The 17,263-nt window shown below is 61.2% G+C and carries 18 protein-coding genes; all 18 read right to left on the bottom strand.

The window, feature by feature from the left end; all coding sequences use genetic code 11:
* Window positions 1-8 precede the first annotated feature (8 nt).
* The 18 genes from rplN to rpoC all read right to left on the bottom strand — a co-directional run bounded on the left by rplN (window position 9) and on the right by rpoC (window position 17,243).
* Window positions 9-377 carry a 50S ribosomal protein L14 gene (rplN, locus tag AC1Z3W_RS20075; protein WP_006752929.1) on the bottom strand — a complete coding sequence of 123 codons (369 nt, stop codon included), beginning with the start codon at window positions 375-377 and terminating at the stop codon, window positions 9-11.
* 309 nt (window positions 378-686) lie between these two features.
* Window positions 687-959 carry a 30S ribosomal protein S17 gene (gene rpsQ / locus AC1Z3W_RS20070; RefSeq protein WP_043191859.1) on the bottom strand — a complete coding sequence of 91 codons (273 nt, stop codon included), beginning with the start codon at window positions 957-959 and terminating at the stop codon, window positions 687-689.
* Complete coding sequence (gene rpmC, locus AC1Z3W_RS20065) at window positions 956-1,150, bottom strand: 50S ribosomal protein L29 (protein WP_006400652.1); 195 nt, start codon at window positions 1,148-1,150, stop codon at window positions 956-958. Before rpmC ends, rpsQ begins: the two co-directional genes overlap by 4 nt.
* A 9-nt stretch (window positions 1,151-1,159) precedes the next feature.
* Window positions 1,160-1,576, bottom strand: coding sequence for a 50S ribosomal protein L16 (gene rplP, locus AC1Z3W_RS20060; protein WP_006482873.1), 417 nt, complete (start codon window positions 1,574-1,576; stop codon window positions 1,160-1,162).
* Between the two features lie 2 nt (window positions 1,577-1,578).
* The gene (gene rpsC, locus AC1Z3W_RS20055) at window positions 1,579-2,379 is read right to left on the bottom strand and encodes a 30S ribosomal protein S3 (protein ID WP_006482899.1); all 801 of its coding nucleotides are present in this window, start codon (window positions 2,377-2,379) and stop codon (window positions 1,579-1,581) included.
* Between the two features lie 11 nt (window positions 2,380-2,390).
* Window positions 2,391-2,720: a 50S ribosomal protein L22 gene (gene rplV / locus AC1Z3W_RS20050; protein ID WP_004199272.1), complete on the bottom strand. Its 330-nt coding sequence runs from the start codon at window positions 2,718-2,720 to the stop codon at window positions 2,391-2,393.
* Between the two features lie 12 nt (window positions 2,721-2,732).
* Entirely contained in the window at window positions 2,733-3,008 is a 276-nt protein-coding gene (gene rpsS, locus AC1Z3W_RS20045; protein ID WP_004199273.1) for a 30S ribosomal protein S19, read from the bottom strand.
* A gap of 10 nt (window positions 3,009-3,018) precedes the next feature.
* On the bottom strand, window positions 3,019-3,846 hold the full coding sequence (gene rplB / locus AC1Z3W_RS20040) for a 50S ribosomal protein L2 (RefSeq protein ID WP_006482900.1): 828 nt from the start codon (window positions 3,844-3,846) through the stop codon (window positions 3,019-3,021).
* Between the two features lie 2 nt (window positions 3,847-3,848).
* On the bottom strand, window positions 3,849-4,163 hold the full coding sequence (gene rplW / locus AC1Z3W_RS20035; RefSeq protein ID WP_004199275.1) for a 50S ribosomal protein L23: 315 nt from the start codon (window positions 4,161-4,163) through the stop codon (window positions 3,849-3,851).
* A complete protein-coding gene (rplD, locus tag AC1Z3W_RS20030; protein ID WP_006477192.1) occupies window positions 4,160-4,780 on the bottom strand; it encodes a 50S ribosomal protein L4 in 621 nt (206 codons plus the stop codon). The genes rplW and rplD overlap by 4 nt, the downstream gene beginning before the upstream one ends.
* The gene (gene rplC / locus AC1Z3W_RS20025; RefSeq protein WP_006752926.1) at window positions 4,780-5,430 is read right to left on the bottom strand and encodes a 50S ribosomal protein L3; all 651 of its coding nucleotides are present in this window, start codon (window positions 5,428-5,430) and stop codon (window positions 4,780-4,782) included. The genes rplD and rplC overlap by 1 nt, the downstream gene beginning before the upstream one ends.
* Window positions 5,431-5,608: 178 nt before the next feature.
* The gene (rpsJ, locus tag AC1Z3W_RS20020; protein ID WP_004199280.1) at window positions 5,609-5,920 is read right to left on the bottom strand and encodes a 30S ribosomal protein S10; all 312 of its coding nucleotides are present in this window, start codon (window positions 5,918-5,920) and stop codon (window positions 5,609-5,611) included.
* A 285-nt stretch (window positions 5,921-6,205) separates the two neighbouring features.
* Window positions 6,206-7,396, bottom strand: a complete 1,191-nt coding sequence (gene tuf, locus AC1Z3W_RS20015; RefSeq protein ID WP_011350666.1) for an elongation factor Tu — start codon at window positions 7,394-7,396, stop codon at window positions 6,206-6,208.
* A gap of 41 nt (window positions 7,397-7,437) precedes the next feature.
* Window positions 7,438-9,540, bottom strand: a complete 2,103-nt coding sequence (gene fusA / locus AC1Z3W_RS20010; protein WP_057924810.1) for an elongation factor G — start codon at window positions 9,538-9,540, stop codon at window positions 7,438-7,440.
* A gap of 123 nt (window positions 9,541-9,663) precedes the next feature.
* Window positions 9,664-10,134 (bottom strand): 30S ribosomal protein S7, encoded by a 471-nt coding sequence (gene rpsG / locus AC1Z3W_RS20005; RefSeq protein WP_006477195.1) that lies wholly within the window; start codon window positions 10,132-10,134, stop codon window positions 9,664-9,666.
* A gap of 172 nt (window positions 10,135-10,306) precedes the next feature.
* Window positions 10,307-10,687, bottom strand: a complete 381-nt coding sequence (rpsL, locus tag AC1Z3W_RS20000; protein ID WP_006400662.1) for a 30S ribosomal protein S12 — start codon at window positions 10,685-10,687, stop codon at window positions 10,307-10,309.
* 226 nt (window positions 10,688-10,913) lie between these two features.
* Window positions 10,914-12,761 (bottom strand): DNA helicase RecQ, encoded by a 1,848-nt coding sequence (recQ, locus tag AC1Z3W_RS19995; RefSeq protein WP_057924843.1) that lies wholly within the window; start codon window positions 12,759-12,761, stop codon window positions 10,914-10,916.
* 237 nt (window positions 12,762-12,998) lie between these two features.
* Complete coding sequence (rpoC, locus tag AC1Z3W_RS19990) at window positions 12,999-17,243, bottom strand: DNA-directed RNA polymerase subunit beta' (RefSeq protein WP_057924811.1); 4,245 nt, start codon at window positions 17,241-17,243, stop codon at window positions 12,999-13,001.
* Between the last annotated feature and the right edge of the window lie 20 nt (window positions 17,244-17,263).

The following is a 17,263-nucleotide window of genomic DNA, read 5'->3' as shown; positions in this document are numbered from 1 at the left end:
GCGACTCCTTACAGCACTTCCGGCGCCAGCGAAACGATCTTCATGAATCGTTCGCTACGCAGCTCACGCGTCACCGGCCCAAAAATACGGGTGCCGATCGGCTCAAGCTTGTTATTCAAAAGCACAGCGGCGTTGCCGTCGAACTTGATCAGCGAGCCGTCTTGACGGCGAACACCCTTGGCGGTGCGGACCACCACGGCGTTGTAGATTTCGCCTTTCTTCACGCGCCCGCGCGGCGTTGCTTCTTTGACGGTCACCTTGATGATGTCGCCAATGCCGGCATAACGACGCTTCGAGCCGCCGAGCACCTTGATGCACATGACTTCACGCGCACCCGTGTTGTCGGCTACTTCGAGCCGAGATTCGGTCTGGATCATGGTTTGTCTTTCCCAACTTAATCCGGATGCACCACCATGATGCATTCGGTCAGTCTTGGTCCCGTCAGCCAATCGGCTGCTTGGGTTGGAACAGCAGCGACGGCAAACGAAACCCGCCATCGCAATTCGGTGAATCTTTCGGACAGGCTGGCGCCAGTCCGCTTCCCCCACCAACTTCGCCCGCGACGGGGCTCCCATAAAGAGGGAAGACCAGGATTATAACAAATAACCCTGGTCACGCAAGCAAAAACTTTGCGATTTCAAGCACTTCGTGGCGAAGTGCTTGTTACTGCCTACTGCGCTGCCCGCTTAGATGACGCGAGCTGCTTCGACGAGGCGCGACACCGTCCAGGCCTTCGTCTTCGACAGCGGACGAGTTTCCTGGATTTCAACGAGGTCACCCTCGTTGTAGGTGTTCGCTTCATCATGCGCGTGGTACTTCTTCGAGCGCACGACATACTTGCCGTAGATCGGGTGCTTGACGCGGTGCTCGATCAGCACGGTGACGGTCTTGTCCATCTTGTTGCTGACGACCCGACCGACCAGCGTCCGCTTCAGCGAGGTTTTCACGCTATCGTTCATTTCTGGTTCGCCTTCTGAGTCATGACGGTCCGCACACGTGCGATGTCGCGACGAACCTTCTTCAGCTGGCTCGTGTTCGTGAGCTGCTGGGTCGCGAGTTGCATGCGCAGGCCGAATTGCGCCTTCAGCAGGTCCGCCAGCTCCTTGTTGAGCGCGGCCTGGTCTTTCTGGAGAAGTTCGGAAGCCTTCATGTTTTCTCCTTAGGCGCCGAGCTGGCGCACGATGAATGCCGTCTTCAGCGGCAGCTTGGCTGCAGCCAGACGGAACGCTTCGCGTGCCAGTTCTTCGGTTACGCCGTCCATTTCATAGAGCATCTTGCCCGGCTGGATCTCAGCGACGTAGTACTCCGGGTTACCCTTACCGTTACCCATACGCACTTCTGCCGGCTTTTGCGAAATCGGCTTGTCCGGGAAGATCCGGATCCAGATGCGGCCGCCACGCTTGATGTGACGCGTCATTGCACGACGCGCCGCTTCAATCTGACGTGCGGTCAAACGACCGCGACCGATCGCCTTCAGGCCGAATTCACCGAACGACACTGCGTTGCCGCGCGTCGCCTTGCCGGTGTTACGACCCTTCTGCTCTTTGCGATACTTCCTGCGTTTCGGTTGCAGCATCGTTATTCTCCAGTCTTGCCGTCTTCCGGCTTGCCGGCGCCGCGGCGCGGTGCGCCACGACGAGCACCCGGAGCGCCGCCTTCGCCGTCACGGCGCGGACGACGGTCGCCCGGACGCGCATTGCGACGCGGACGCTTGTCTTCGGCTACTTCCTCGACCACCGGCGCGTCATTGCGGCCGAGCGTGTCGCCCTTGTATACCCACACCTTGACGCCGATGATCCCGTAGGTCGTCTTCGCTTCCGAGGTTGCGTAGTCGATGTCGGCACGCAGCGTATGAAGGGGCACGCGACCTTCGCGATACCACTCCGTACGAGCGATTTCGATACCGTTCAGACGGCCTGCGCTCATGATCTTGATGCCCTGGGCACCCAGACGCATCGCGTTCTGCATCGCACGCTTCATCGCGCGACGGAACATGATCCGGCGTTCGAGCTGTTGCGTGATCGAGTCAGCGATCAGTTGAGCATCGGTTTCCGGCTTGCGGATTTCTTCGATGTTGACGTGAACCGGCACGCCCATGCGGCGTTGCAGTTCCGTCTTCAGCTGTTCGATATCCTCGCCCTTCTTGCCGATGACGACGCCCGGACGCGAGCTGTAAATCGTGATGCGCGCGTTCTTTGCCGGACGCTCGATGACGACCCGACCGACCGAAGCGTTCTTCAGCTTCTTCTTCAGGTATTCACGAACACCGATGTCTTCCTGCAGCATCGCCGCGAAATTGTTGTTGTTCGCGTACCAACGCGAAGCCCAATTGCGGCTGACAGCCAGGCGGAAGCCAGTCGGATGAATTTTCTGTCCCATCGTATGGCTCCTTAATTCCCGACCGTCACAGTGATGTGACAGGATTGCTTCTCGATGCGGTTACCGCGGCCCTTGGCGCGCGCGGTGAAACGCTTGAGCGATGCAGCCTTGTCGACGTAGATGCTCTTGATCTTGAGCTCGTCGATATCAGCGCCTTCGTTGTGCTCCGCATTCGCGATTGCCGACAGCACAACCTTCTTCACGATGCCAGCCGCCTTCTTCGGCGAGAACGTCAGAACGTTCAGCGCCTTGTCGACCGGCAAACCGCGGATCTGGTCAGCCACAAGGCGCGTTTTTTGCGCCGAGATGCGGGCACCGCGATGAATTGCTTTCACTTCCATCTTGATTGCCCCTTATTTCTTGGCCTTCTTGTCGGCCGCGTGACCCTTGAACGTACGGGTCAGTGCGAACTCGCCAAGCTTGTGGCCGACCATGTTTTCCGAGATGTACACCGGAACGTGTTGACGGCCGTTGTGAACAGCGATCGTCAGGCCGATGAAATCCGGCAGAATCGTCGAGCGACGCGACCAGGTCTTGATCGGCTTTTTGTCGCGCGAAGCTGCAGCCGCCTCAACTTTCTTCAGCAAATGGGCGTCGCAGAACGGACCTTTTTTTACAGAACGTGCCATTGCCTACTCCTTAACGCTTGTGACGGCGCTGGACGATCATCGTCGTCGTGCGCTTGTTGCTGCGGGTGCGGTAACCCTTAGCCGGCGTACCCCACGGGCTCACCGGGTCGCGACCTGCAGCCGTCTTGCCCTCACCACCACCGTGCGGGTGATCAACCGGGTTCATCGCAACGCCACGCACCGTCGGGCGGATACCGCGCCAGCGGTTCGCGCCAGCCTTGCCGATTTGGCGCAGGCTATGCTCTTCGTTGCCGACTTCACCGATCGTTGCACGGCACTCGATGTGCACGCGGCGGATTTCGCCCGAACGCAGACGAACCTGCGCGTAGACGCCTTCACGTGCCAGCAGCATGGCCGACGTGCCAGCCGAACGCGCCATTTGCGCGCCCTTGCCCGGCAGCATCTCGATGCAGTGGATCGTCGTACCGACCGGAATGTTGCGGATCGGCAGCGTGTTACCTGCACGGATCGGCGCTTCCGAACCCGACATCAGCTGTTGGCCGACGGTCAGGCCCTTCGGGGCGATGATGTAGCGACGCTCGCCGTCTGCGTAGAGCACCAGCGCGATGTTCGCGCTACGGTTCGGGTCGTACTCGAGACGCTCGACCTTTGCCGGGATGCCGTCCTTCGTGCGACGGAAATCGACGATACGGTAGTGCTGCTTGTGACCACCACCCTTGTGACGCGTGGTGATACGGCCGTTGTTGTTACGACCGGCGGTCGAGCTCTGCGAGTCGAGCAGTGCCGCGAACGGCTTGCCCTGGTGCAGGTTCTTGTTGACCACCTTGACCATCGCGCGGCGACCCGGCGAAGTCGGTTTAACTTTCACGATTGCCATGATTACTTGGCCTCCGCTTCAAAGTTGATTTCCTGGCCGGGCTTCAGGCAAACGTACGCCTTCTTCACGTCCTTACGGCGGCCCATCGAACGGCCGAAGCGCTTTTGCTTGCCCTTCTGAACCAGCACGTTGACCGAATCAACTTCAACCTTGAACAGCAGCTCGACAGCCGCCTTCACTTCCTGCTTCGTGGCATCCGGTGCGACTTCGAACACGACTTGCTCGTTCTTGTCGGCAACCAGCGTCGCCTTTTCCGAGATCACCGGTGCGAGCAGGACCTGCATCAAACGATGATCGTTCTTGCGAATCTCGCTCATGACAGCAACTCCTCGATCTGGGCGACCGCAGCCTTCGTGACCAGCACTTTCTTGAAGTAGATCAGCGACAGCGGGTCAGCGTAGCGCGGCTCGACAATCGCCACGTGCGGCAGGTTGCGCGAAGCCAGGTACAGGTTCTCATCGACCGTGTCCGTGATGATCAGAACGGAGTCGAGACCCATGGTCTTGAATTTGTCAGCCAGCAGCTTGGTCTTCGGCGCCTCGAGGATGATGTCCTCGACGACCGACAGACGGCCTTCACGGGCCAGCTGCGAGAAGATCGAGCAGAGACCTGCGCGATGCATCTTCTTGTTGACCTTGTGCGAGAAGTTTTCTTCCGGCGAGTTCGGGAAGATGCGACCACCGCCACGCCACAACGGGCTCGACGACATACCGGCACGAGCGCGGCCCGTACCCTTCTGACGCCACGGCTTCTTGGTGGTGTGCTTGACTTGCTCACGGTCCTTCTGTGCGCGGTTACCCTGGCGAGCATTCGCCTGGTACGCGACGACGACCTGGTGGATCAGCGCTTCGTTGTAGTCACGGCCGAACACGACATCCGACGCGTTAACCACTGCACCTTCCTGACCATTTTCGTTCAGGAGCTTGAGTTCCATTATTTCGCCCCCTTGGTCTTGACGGCCGGCGTCACGAAAACCTTGCCGCCCTTCGCGCCCGGAATCGCGCCCTTGACGAGCAGCAGCTTGCGCTCTGCGTCGATACGAGCGATTTCGAGGTTCTGCACCGTCACCGTAACGTCACCGAGGTGACCCGTCATGCGCTTACCCGGGAAAACGCGACCCGGATCCTGCGCCATACCGATCGAGCCCGGCACGTTGTGCGAGCGCGAGTTACCGTGGGTAGCACGGCCAGAGGAGAAGTTGTAACGCTTGATCGTACCGGCGTAGCCCTTACCGATCGACACGCCTTGCACGTCGACCTTCTGGCCCACTTCGAAAAGATCAGCACCGACCACGGCGCCATTCGACAGCTCAGCTGCCTTGGCCGCATCAATGCGGAATTCCTTGAGGATTTCACCGGCTTCGACACCGGCTTTGGCGAGATGACCTGCCAGCGGCTTCGTCACGCGCGATGCGCGGCGGGAGCCGAATGCAACCTGCACGGCCGTGTAGCCGTCGGTTTCAACAGTCTTGATCTGCGTCACGCGGTTGTCCGACACGTCCAGCACGGTGACGGGAATCGAATCCCCTTCAGCCGTGAAGATACGGGTCATGCCAACCTTGCGACCTACGAGTCCAAGGCTCATCATTTTCTCCATTCCCGACTGCGATTGGTCGGGGCTGATTTACAAAATGCCAGGCACGCAAGGCCCAACTTTTTTACGCGAATACGCGAAAAGCCAAGCAGTATAGCCCGACTTCTCGATTTCCGCAAGCAATACAAAGACTTAGCGCCACCCAGCAAGCCGGTTGGCACCGAAAGCCTTACTGCAGCTTGATTTCCACGTCGACGCCAGCCGGCAGGTCGAGCTTCATCAGCGCATCAACCGTCTTGTCGGTCGGATCGACGATGTCCATCAGGCGCTGGTGGGTACGGATTTCGAGCTGATCGCGCGACGTCTTGTTGACGTGCGGCGAACGCAGGATGTCAAAACGCTGAATGCGCGTCGGCAGCGGCACCGGGCCACGGACGATTGCGCCAGTCCGCTTCGCGGTATCGACGATCTCGGCAGCCGATTGATCGATCAGACGATAGTCGAAAGCCTTCAGGCGAATCCGGATTTTCTGTTGCTGCATGACGATTCCTTGAAAAGAGCGAGGCGATGTTGCATCGCCGGACACTAAAAGAACGCGAAACCTGTTGCCTGCGGGGAGCGAGGCGCCTGGTTCCGAACGGCACTTCCACTGCTAAACCCGCGATTCTACACGAAAATTCTCAACAGTGGTGTACGTTTGCAATACAGCGACGCACGCACCACAAAAACAAAACCGGGTGCCAGATCGAACTGGACACCCGGCTTCGACGGTACAACTGCCTACCGTGGAATCGCGGACCCCGGAGGGATCCGCGGATCGTCGATGTTACTCGATGATCTTGGCGACGACGCCGGCGCCGACGGTACGGCCGCCTTCGCGGATTGCGAAGCGCAGACCTTCTTCCATCGCGATCGGAGCGATCAGCTTCACCGTGATCGACACGTTGTCGCCCGGCATCACCATTTCCTTGTCCTTCGGCAGCTCGATCGAGCCCGTCACGTCCGTCGTACGGAAGTAGAACTGCGGACGGTAGTTGTTGAAGAACGGCGTGTGACGGCCGCCTTCGTCCTTGCTCAGCACGTACACTTCAGCCGTGAAGTGCGTGTGCGGCGTGATCGAACCCGGCTTCGCCAGAACCTGGCCACGCTCCACGTCTTCACGCTTCGTGCCGCGCAGCAGGATACCAACGTTGTCGCCTGCCTGACCTTGGTCCAGCAGCTTGCGGAACATTTCAACGCCCGTGCAGGTCGTCTTCACCGTCGGCTTGATACCGACGATTTCGATTTCCTCGCCGACCTTCACGATGCCGCGCTCGACACGACCCGTCACAACCGTACCACGGCCCGAGATCGAGAACACGTCTTCCACCGGCATCAGGAACGCGCCGTCAACCGCACGCTCCGGCGTCGGGATGTACGTGTCCAGTGCGTCTGCCAGGCTCATGATCGCCACTTCGCCCAGCTCGCCCGTGTCGCCTTCCAGCGCCAGCTTGGCCGAACCCTTCACGATCGGCGTGTCGTCGCCCGGGAAATCGTACTTCGACAGGAGTTCGCGAACTTCCATCTCGACCAGCTCGAGCAGTTCAGCGTCGTCCACCATGTCGCACTTGTTCAGGAACACGATGATGTACGGAACGCCAACCTGACGCGCCAGCAGGATGTGCTCACGCGTTTGCGGCATCGGGCCGTCTGCTGCCGAGCAAACCAGGATCGCGCCGTCCATCTGCGCTGCGCCCGTGATCATGTTCTTCACATAGTCAGCGTGGCCCGGGCAGTCGACGTGTGCGTAGTGGCGGTTAGCCGTTTCGTACTCGACGTGTGCCGTGTTGATCGTGATGCCACGCGCCTTTTCTTCCGGTGCCGCGTCGATCTGGTCGTAGGCCTTCGCTTCGCCGCCGAACTTCTTCGTCAGCACCGTCGTGATAGCTGCCGTCAGCGTCGTCTTGCCGTGGTCAACGTGACCAATCGTTCCAACGTTGACGTGCGGCTTGGTCCGCTCAAATTTACCTTTTGCCATGATTCTCTTCTTTCAAAAAATATCGGTTGGTAGCTACAGATTTACTTCGACTTCGCGCTGATGATCGCTTCAGCAACGTTGCGCGGAGCTTCAGCGTAGTGCTTGAACTCCATCGTGTACGTTGCACGACCTTGCGTCAGCGAACGCAGCGACGTCGAGTAACCGAACATTTCCGACAGCGGCACTTCGGCGCGAACGATCTTGCCGCCGCCAACCATGTCTTCCATGCCCTGGACGATGCCGCGACGGCCCGACAGGTCGCCCATCACGTTGCCCATGTAGTCTTCCGGCGTCTCGACTTCGACAGCCATCATCGGCTCGAGGACGACCGGGTTCGCCTTGCGCATCGCTTCCTTGAACGCCATCGAACCGGCCATGCGGAACGCGTTTTCGTTCGAGTCAACGTCGTGGTACGAACCGAACGTCAGGTGAACCTTCACGTCGACGACCGGGAAGCCAGCCAGCACGCCCGACTTCAGCGTGTCCTGGATACCCTTATCGACCGCCGGGATGTATTCACGCGGAATCACACCACCCTTGATCTCGTCGAAGAACTCGTAGCCCTTGCCTTGCTCGTTCGGCTCGAGCGTGATGACCGCGTGACCGTACTGACCGCGACCACCCGACTGCTTGACGAACTTGCCGTCGACATCCTTCGCCGTCGAACGGATCGTTTCGCGGTACGCAACCTGCGGCTTGCCGACGGTCGCTTCCACGCCGAATTCACGCTTCATCCGGTCGACCAGAATTTCGAGGTGGAGCTCGCCCATGCCCGAAATGATGGTCTGGCCCGACTCTTCGTCGGTCTGCACGCGGAACGACGGGTCTTCCTGCGCCAGGCGGTTCAGCGCGAGGCCCATCTTCTCCTGGTCAGCCTTCGTCTTCGGCTCGACAGCCTGCGAAATCACCGGCTCCGGGAACACCATGCGCTCGAGAACGATCGGGTTCGCCGGGTCGCACAGCGTGTCGCCCGTGGTTGCTTCCTTCAGGCCGACCGCTGCGGCGATGTCGCCTGCACGGACTTCCTTGATTTCTTCACGCTGGTTCGCGTGCATCTGCAGAATACGGCCGAGGCGTTCCTTCTTGCCCTTGGTCGAGTTCAGCAGCGTGTCGCCCGAGTTGACGACGCCCGAGTACACACGGAAGAAGATCAGCTGGCCGACGAACGGGTCGGTCATGATCTTGAACGCGAGCGACGAGAACTTTTCGTCGTCCGATGCCTTGCGCTCCGCAGCTTCGCCGTTTTCGAGCTCGCCCTTGACCGGCGGGATGTCGACCGGCGACGGCAGGAAGTCGATCACGGCGTCGAGCATACGCTGCACGCCCTTGTTCTTGAACGCGGTACCGCACAGCATCGGCTGGATTTCGCACGCGATCGTACGGTCGCGCAGCGCCTTGACGATGTCGGCTTCCGGCAGATCGCCTTCTTCCAGGTACTTGTTCATCAGGTCTTCGCTGGCTTCAGCAGCCACTTCGACCATCTTTTCGCGCCATTCCTTGCAGGTCTCTGCGAGCTCGGCCGGGATGTCGACGTAGTCGAACTTCGTGCCTTGCGACGCTTCGTCCCAAATGATCGCCTTCATCTTGATCAGGTCGACCACGCCCTTGAAGTTTTCTTCCGAACCGATCGGCACCACGACCGGAACCGGGTTCGCCTTCAGGCGCAGACGGAGCTGGTCGTAGACCTTGAAGAAGTTCGCGCCGGTACGGTCCATCTTGTTGACGAACGCGAGACGGGGCACCTTGTACTTGTTAGCCTGGCGCCACACCGTTTCCGACTGCGGCTGCACGCCGCCCACTGCGCAGTACACCATGCACGCGCCGTCGAGCACGCGCATCGAACGCTCCACTTCGATCGTGAAGTCGACGTGACCCGGGGTGTCGATGATGTTGATGCGGTGTTCCGGATAGTTGCCACCCATGCCCTTCCAGAAGGCCGTGGTAGCAGCGGACGTGATCGTGATGCCACGCTCTTGCTCCTGCTCCATCCAGTCCATCGTTGCTGCGCCGTCGTGGACTTCACCGATCTTGTGGTTCACACCGGTGTAAAACAGAATGCGCTCGGTCGTCGTCGTTTTGCCGGCGTCGATGTGAGCGCTAATACCGATATTGCGGTAGCGCTCGATAGGAGTCTTGCGAGCCACTTTGATCCTCTACTGGGATGACACGATGCAGCCCTGCTGCATCGTGCTTCAACACAAACGGGCGAGGCGCCTGAAAAGCGCACCCGCCCGGAATTTATTTCCGCAAACAGCCCAGCCAGGCGCTTAGAAACGGAAATGCGAGAACGCGCGGTTGGCTTCTGCCATGCGGTGAACTTCGTCGCGCTTCTTCATCGCGCCGCCACGGCCTTCGGCCGCTTCGGAGAGTTCGCCTGCCAGGCGCAGAGCCATCGACTTCTCGCTGCGCTTCTTCGCAGCCTCACGCAGCCAGCGCATCGCCAATGCCATACGACGCGACGGGCGCACTTCGACCGGAACCTGATAGTTGGCACCACCAACGCGGCGGCTCTTCACTTCGACCACCGGCTTCACGTTGTTGAGCGCAACGGTGAACACTTCCAGCGGGTCCTTGCCACCCTTGGTCTGGATTTGTTCGAATGCGCCATAAACGATGCGCTCTGCGACCGACTTCTTGCCGGACAGCATCAGCATGTTCATGAACTTGGCTACATCAACGTTGCCGAACTTCGGATCCGGCAACACTTCCCGCTTGGGGACTTCGCGACGACGCGGCATGATTCTTCCTTTACCTGTTCAGTTGGAGCTGGTTCCAGCCCCGCGGCCACCAACAAACCCGATCACATCTTCACGACTAACCAGCTTGGCCGGGTGACCACTTACTCGACAGCACCGGCAATCCGGCACTCCCGCCTTGACCGCCCTTCGGCGATCCCTGATCAAAAACTGCTTACTTGGCAGCCTTTGCACGCTTCGCGCCGTACTTCGAGCGCGCTTGCTTACGGTCCTTGACGCCCTGGGTATCCAGCGAGCCGCGAACCATGTGGTAACGCACACCCGGCAAGTCCTTCACACGGCCGCCGCGGATCAGCACAACCGAGTGTTCCTGCAGGTTGTGGCCTTCACCGCCGATGTACGAAATCACTTCGAAGCCGTTCGTCAGACGAACCTTGGCGACCTTACGGAGTGCCGAGTTCGGCTTCTTCGGCGTCGTCGTGTACACACGGGTGCACACGCCGCGACGCTGGGGGCAGTCCTGCAGGGCCGGGCTCTTGCTCTTCGTCGTTTCCGACTGACGGCCTTTGCGAACCAGTTGGTTGATGGTTGGCATTGTTTATTCCTGAAATTGAACAAAATCTGCACATCGATTTCGGGCAAAGCGAGAATCGGCGCACAGTTGACTTCCGAACCGGCGATACAGACACGAACCTTCGAACGCGACTCGGCCCACCGAATACCGGAACCCAACATGATATTCCGGAAATGCCAACTAAGTCAACGGCTTGCGTGATTTGCCGCCCGCGCCGGCGGTTTACCGGAAGGGTCGGAACACAGTGTCACGCCGATTCGACGACATCGATGATCTCGTCGCCGAAGCGTTCGAGCTTGCGCACACCCATGCCCGGGATATGGCGCAGGTCGTCAATCGTCTCGGGCGCGTTGCGCGCGATTTCCGCGAGCGTCGCATCGTGGAAGATCACGTAGGCCGGCACGCCGTCGGACTTCGCGGTTTCCGCGCGCCATGTTCTCAGCGCGTCCCAGCGGGCGCGCTCGCGCGTGCCCATGCCGGCCGTCGGGTCGACGCGCGTGCCGCTGCGGCTCGACGACTGGCGCGTGCGCTGCGGCTTCACGTAGCGGCGCAGCGTGACCTTCTCCTCGTTCTTCAGCACCGGTTTCGCGGCTTCGGTCAGCATGAGCGCACCGAAACCGCCATGATCGACCGCGAGGTAGCCATACGCCACGAGCTGCCGGAAAATCGCGCGCCACTCGGGCTCGGACAGCGACGCGCCGATCCCGAACGTGCTGAGCTGGTCGTGACCGCGCTGCAGCACCTTCTCGGTGCGGCCGCCGCGCAGGATCTCGATCAGGTGGCTCGAGCCGAAATTGAAGCCGCTCGCGCGCTGTGCGCGGAACACGCACGACAGCGCCATCTGCGCCTCGCGCGTCGCATCCCATGAATCGGGCGGCTCGAGGCACGTGTCGCAGTTGCCGCACGGCTGGCTCGCCTCGCCGAAGTAGTTCAGCAATCGCACGCGCCGGCACGAGATCGTCTCGCACAGCCCAAGCAGCGCGTCGAGCTTCGACGTCTGGACGCGCTTGTGCGCGTCGTCCGCATCAGACTCGTCGATCATCTTGCGCTGCTGGACGACGTCGCCGAGCCCATACGCCATCCACGCGTTCGCCGGCATCCCATCGCGGCCCGCACGACCCGTTTCCTGGTAATAGCCTTCGACGCTCTTCGGCAGATCCAGGTGCGCGACGAAACGCACGTCCGGCTTGTCGATGCCCATGCCGAACGCGATGGTCGCGCACATCACGATGCCCTCCTCGCGCTGGAACATTTCCTGGTGCTTCTGCCGCACCTCGAACTCCATCCCCGCGTGATACGGCAGGGCGCGCACGCCCTGTGCCTTCAGCCATTCGGCCGTTTCCTCGACCTTGCGGCGCGACAGGCAGTAGACGACACCCGCGTCGGTCGTGCCGTCCGCGTTCGTGTGCTCCGCGCGGATGAAGTCGAGCAGCTGCGAGCGAGCGTTGTCCTTCTCGACGATACGGTAGCGGATGTTCGGCCGGTCGAAGCTCGACACGAACACGCGCGCATCGTCGAGCGCGAGGCGATGGATGATCTCGTCGCGCGTGATCGCGTCGGCGGTCGCCGTCAGCGCGATACGCGGCACTGACGGGAAGCGCTCGTGCAGCACCGACAGCTGAATGTATTCGGGACGGAAGTCATGTCCCCACTGCGACACACAGTGCGCCTCGTCGATTGCAAACAGGCCGATCTTCGCGCGCTCGAGCAGGTCGAGGAAGCGGCCGGTCATCAGCCGCTCGGGCGCGACATACAACAGGTCGATCTCGCCTTCGCGCAGCGCACGCTCGGTCGCCGCGGCTTCGGCGCCCGACAGCGTCGAATTCAGGTAGGCCGCGCGCACACCGACTTCGCTGAGCGCGGCGACCTGGTCCTGCATCAGCGCGATCAGCGGCGACACGACGATGCCCGCCCCCTGCCCGGCCTCGCGGCGCAGCAGCGCCGGAATCTGGTAGCACAGCGACTTGCCGCCGCCCGTCGGCATCAGCACGAGGCAATCGCCGCCGCTAGCGACGTGTTCGACGATCTCGCCCTGCTGGCCGCGAAATGCGGAATAACCAAAGACTTCGTCGAGGATTTCGAGGGCGCGGGACATGAACGAGAAAGTGGACGGCAGAACGATGACCGCAATTTTAACAACCCGCTCGCGCAGCGCGTGGCGAATCGTGCAACGTTGGCCAATCGGACAGGGTTCGAGTGCGCATGACAGGCCTGCGCAGTCGCGCAGCAAGCCCGTCATGCACGTGAACGACGAAAAAAAAACCGCCCGGCGAACCGGGCGGTTTCGATGACAGCGAATACAGCAACGCGAGGCGGCTCGCGCCGCCCGCACTTACTCGGCTGTCGGGTGTTGCTGCGGCTCTTCCGCCGGCGCGCTCGGCGTGCCGAAGTCGAATGCCTCTTCCGCTGCGATCTGGTCGAAACGCTCGCGATCCGACGATTCCTTCGCCTTGCGTGCCTTGTGGAACGCGAGACCCGTACCGGCCGGGATCAGACGGCCGACGATCACGTTTTCCTTCAGGCCACGCAGATCGTCGCGCTTGCCCATGATCGCCGCTTCGGTCAGCACGCGGGTCGTTTCCTGGAACGATGCCGCCGAGATGAACGAGTCGGTCGACAGCGACGCCTTCGTGATACCGAGGAGCACGTTGTCGTACGAAGCCGGGCGCTTGTCCTCGGCGATCATGCGATCGTTCTCGTCCAGCATGTCGGAACGCTCGACCTGTTCGCCCGGGATGAAGCGCGTATCGCCGTTATCGGTGATCTGCACACGACGCAGCATCTGGCGAACGATCACCTCGATGTGCTTGTCGTTGATCTTCACGCCCTGCAGACGATACACGTCCTGCACTTCGTCGACGATGTAGCGCGACAGCGCCTCGATACCCTGCAGACGCAGGATGTCGTGCGGATCCGCCGGGCCGTCCACGATCATTTCGCCCTTGTTGACGACCTGAGCATCGTGGACCAGCACCTGCTTTTCCTTCGCGATCAGGAACTCGTGCTGATTGCCTTCGAGGTCCGTGATGACGAGACGCTGCTTGCCCTTCGTGTCCTTGCCGAACGACGTCGTACCGGTGACTTCCGCGAGAATGCCGGCATCCTTCGGCGAACGCGCTTCGAACAGTTCCGCCACCCGCGGCAGACCGCCGGTAATGTCACGCGTCTTCTGCGCTTCGGTCGGGATACGTGCGAGCACTTCACCCACCTGCACCTGCTGGCCGTCCTTCACGGTGATCAGTGCGCCGACCTGGAAGCCGATCTGCACTGCGTGCTCCGTGCCCGGGATCTTCACTTCGTCGCCGTTCGCGTCGAGCAGTTTCACCTGCGGACGCACGCTCTTCGAAGCTTGCGAACCACGACGCTTCACGTCGATCACGACCAGCGTCGACAGGCCGGTCACGTCGTCGATCTGCTTCGCGACGGTCACGCCTTCCTCGACGTTCTCGAACTTCACCGTACCACCGTACTCGGTGATGATCGGACGCGTCATCGGATCCCACGTCGCCAGCTGCGTGCCGGCCTTGATCGCCGCGCCGTCGAGCTGCAGCAGCGTCGCGCCGTACGGGATCTTGTGACGTTCGCGCTCGCGGCCGATATCGTCGGTGATCAGCGCCTCGCCCGAACGCGAAATGACGATCTGCTCGCCCTTCGCGTTGGTGACGTAACGCATCGTCGCCGTGAAACGCACGATACCGTTGCTCTTCGCTTCGACCGACGACGCCACTGCCGCACGCGATGCCGCACCACCGATGTGGAACGTACGCATCGTCAGCTGCGTGCCCGGTTCACCGATCGACTGAGCCGCGATCACGCCGACTGCTTCGCCGACGTTCACGAGCGAGCCGCGGCCCAGATCGCGACCGTAGCAGGCCGCGCACAGACCGTAACGCGTTTCGCAGGTCAGCGGCGTGCGCACGCGCACTTCGTCGATGCCGAGGCGTTCGATTTCCTCGACCGCTGTTTCGTCGAGCAGCGTGCCCGATTCGTACAGCGTTTCCTGCGTTTCCGGGTTCACGACGTCCGCGACCGCGACGCGGCCGAGGATACGGTCGCGCAGTGCTTCGACAACTTCACCGCCTTCGACCAGCGCCTTCATCGCCACGCCGTTCGACGTGCCGCAGTCGTCCTCGACCACCACCAGATCCTGCGTGACGTCGACGAGACGACGCGTCAGGTAACCCGAGTTCGCGGTCTTCAGTGCCGTATCAGCCAGACCCTTACGTGCACCGTGGGTCGAGATGAAGTACTGCAACACGTTCAGACCTTCGCGGAAGTTCGCGGTAATCGGCGTCTCGATAATCGAGCCGTCCGGTTTCGCCATCAGGCCTCGCATACCGGCCAGCTGACGAATCTGCACCGCCGAACCCCGGGCGCCCGAGTCGGCCATCATGTAGATCGAGTTGAACGACTCCTGGCGCGTCTCGTTGCCGTCGCGGTCCGTCACCGGCTCCGTCGACAGCTGCTCCATCATCGCCTTGCCGACCGCTTCCGACGTTGCCGACCAGATGTCGACCACGTTGTTGTAGCGTTCCTGCGCGGTGACGAGACCCGACATGTACTGGCGGTCGTACTCCTTCACCTTCTTCGCGGCGTCGCCGACGATCGTTTCCTTCTGCGGCGGCACGAGCATGTCGTCCACGCAGATCGAAATACCTGCGCGCGTCGCGAGACGGAAACCCGACTGCATCAGCTGATCGGCGAACACGACCGTCGCACGCAGGCCGCACTTGCGGAATGCGGTGTTGATCAGGCGCGAGATTTCCTTCTTCTTCAGCGGCTTGTTCAGCACCGAGAACGGCAAGCCGTGCGGCAGGATCTCCGACAGAATCGCGCGACCGACGGTCGTCGCGTACAGCGAGATCTTCGGCACGAATTGCGGCGCGCCTTCCGACGTGTCCTCGTTGTGGACCATTTCGGTGATCCGCACGTTGACGCGCGATGCGAGCTCGACTTCCTTGTTCTCGTACGCGCGGATCACTTCCGACACGCCGGTGAACGACAGGCCTTCGCCCTTGCCGTTGATCGCTTCGCGGGTCGCGTAGTACAGACCCAGCACGATATCCTGCGACGGCACGATCGACGGATCGCCGTTGGCCGGGAACAGCACGTTGTTCGACGCCAGCATCAGCGTACGCGCTTCCATCTGCGCTTCGAGCGACAGCGGCACGTGAACGGCCATCTGGTCACCGTCGAAGTCGGCGTTGAACGCCGCGCAGACGAGCGGGTGCAGCTGAATTGCCTTGCCTTCGATCAGGACCGGCTCGAACGCCTGGATACCGAGACGGTGCAGCGTCGGCGCACGGTTCAGCATCACCGGGTGCTCGCGGATCACCTCTTCGAGGATGTCCCACACCACCGGCGTCTGGTTCTCGACTTCCTTCTTCGCAGCCTTGATGGTCGTCGCGACGCCCATCACTTCCAGCTTGTTGAAGATGAACGGCTTGAACAGCTCGAGCGCCATCAGCTTCGGCAGACCGCACTGGTGCAGCTTCAACGTCGGGCCGACCACGATGACCGAACGGCCCGAGTAGTCGACGCGCTTGCCCAGCAGGTTCTGACGGAAACGACCGCCCTTGCCCTTGATCATGTCGGCGAGCGACTTCAGCGGACGCTTGTTCGCGCCCGTCATCGCCTTGCCGCGACGACCGTTGTCGAGCAGCGAGTCGACGGCTTCCTGCAGCATCCGCTTTTCGTTGCGGACGATGATTTCAGGCGCCTTCAGCTCGAGCAGACGCTTCAACCGGTTGTTACGGTTGATCACGCGGCGGTACAGGTCGTTCAGGTCCGAGGTCGCGAAACGGCCGCCATCCAGCGGCACGAGCGGACGCAGTTCCGGCGGCAGCACCGGCAGCACTTCGAGGATCATCCACTCGGGCTTGATGCCCGAGCGCTGGAATGCCTCGAGGACCTTCAGGCGCTTCGCGTACTTCTTGATCTTCGCTTCCGAGCCGGTGTTCTTCAGCTCGGTGCGCAGCGTCTCGACCTGCTCGTCGATGTTGATCGCGCGCAGCAGTTCACGCACGCCTTCCGCGCCCATCTCGGCACGGAATTCGTCGCCGTATTCCTCGACCTTGTTGTAGTAATCCTCTTCGGTCATGATCTGCCGCGCCTTCAGCGGCGTCATGCCCGGTTCGATCACCACGTACGCTTCGAAGTACAGCACGCGTTCGATGTCGCGCAGCGTCATGTCGAGCACCATGCCCAGACGCGACGGCAGCGACTTCAGGAACCAGATGTGCGCGACCGGCGAGGCCAGTTCGATGTGGCCCATGCGTTCGCGACGCACCTTCGCCAGCGTCACTTCGACGCCGCACTTCTCGCAGATCACGCCACGGTGCTTCAGGCGCTTGTACTTGCCGCACAGGCACTCGTAGTCCTTGATCGGCCCGAAGATCTTCGCGCAGAAGAGACCATCGCGTTCCGGTTTGAACGTACGGTAGTTGATGGTCTCCGGCTTCTTCACTTCACCGAACGACCACGAACGGATCTTGTCCGGGGAGGCCAGACCGATCTTGATCGCGTCGAAAACTTCTTCCTGTTGGACTTGCTTGAATAGATCGAGCAGAGCTTTCATTGCTTTCTCTCCGTAGTCCG

It is taken from the genome of Burkholderia sp. 10_S31 (assembly GCF_056930375.1).
This window is presented reverse-complemented; position numbering and strand designations above follow the sequence as displayed.

What these genes read in the sequence shown, in the direction of transcription:
- rplN (WP_006752929.1), bottom strand. Translation starts at nt 377, where the DNA reads ATGATCCAGACCGAATCTCGGCTCGAAGTAGCCGACAACACGGGTGCG.
- rpsQ (WP_043191859.1), bottom strand. Translation starts at nt 959, where the DNA reads ATGAACGATAGCGTGAAAACCTCGCTGAAGCGGACGCTGGTCGGTCGG.
- rpmC (WP_006400652.1), bottom strand. Translation starts at nt 1,150, where the DNA reads ATGAAGGCTTCCGAACTTCTCCAGAAAGACCAGGCCGCGCTCAACAAG.
- rplP (WP_006482873.1), bottom strand. Translation starts at nt 1,576, where the DNA reads ATGCTGCAACCGAAACGCAGGAAGTATCGCAAAGAGCAGAAGGGTCGT.
- rpsC (WP_006482899.1), bottom strand. Translation starts at nt 2,379, where the DNA reads ATGGGACAGAAAATTCATCCGACTGGCTTCCGCCTGGCTGTCAGCCGC.
- rplV (WP_004199272.1), bottom strand. Translation starts at nt 2,720, where the DNA reads ATGGAAGTGAAAGCAATTCATCGCGGTGCCCGCATCTCGGCGCAAAAA.
- rpsS (WP_004199273.1), bottom strand. Translation starts at nt 3,008, where the DNA reads ATGGCACGTTCTGTAAAAAAAGGTCCGTTCTGCGACGCCCATTTGCTG.
- rplB (WP_006482900.1), bottom strand. Translation starts at nt 3,846, where the DNA reads ATGGCAATCGTGAAAGTTAAACCGACTTCGCCGGGTCGCCGCGCGATG.
- rplW (WP_004199275.1), bottom strand. Translation starts at nt 4,163, where the DNA reads ATGAGCGAGATTCGCAAGAACGATCATCGTTTGATGCAGGTCCTGCTC.
- rplD (WP_006477192.1), bottom strand. Translation starts at nt 4,780, where the DNA reads ATGGAACTCAAGCTCCTGAACGAAAATGGTCAGGAAGGTGCAGTGGTT.
- rplC (WP_006752926.1), bottom strand. Translation starts at nt 5,430, where the DNA reads ATGAGCCTTGGACTCGTAGGTCGCAAGGTTGGCATGACCCGTATCTTC.
- rpsJ (WP_004199280.1), bottom strand. Translation starts at nt 5,920, where the DNA reads ATGCAGCAACAGAAAATCCGGATTCGCCTGAAGGCTTTCGACTATCGT.
- tuf (WP_011350666.1), bottom strand. Translation starts at nt 7,396, where the DNA reads ATGGCAAAAGGTAAATTTGAGCGGACCAAGCCGCACGTCAACGTTGGA.
- rpsG (WP_006477195.1), bottom strand. Translation starts at nt 10,134, where the DNA reads ATGCCGCGTCGTCGCGAAGTCCCCAAGCGGGAAGTGTTGCCGGATCCG.
- rpsL (WP_006400662.1), bottom strand. Translation starts at nt 10,687, where the DNA reads ATGCCAACCATCAACCAACTGGTTCGCAAAGGCCGTCAGTCGGAAACG.
- recQ (WP_057924843.1), bottom strand. Translation starts at nt 12,761, where the DNA reads ATGTCCCGCGCCCTCGAAATCCTCGACGAAGTCTTTGGTTATTCCGCA.
- rpoC (WP_057924811.1), bottom strand. Translation starts at nt 17,243, where the DNA reads ATGAAAGCTCTGCTCGATCTATTCAAGCAAGTCCAACAGGAAGAAGTT.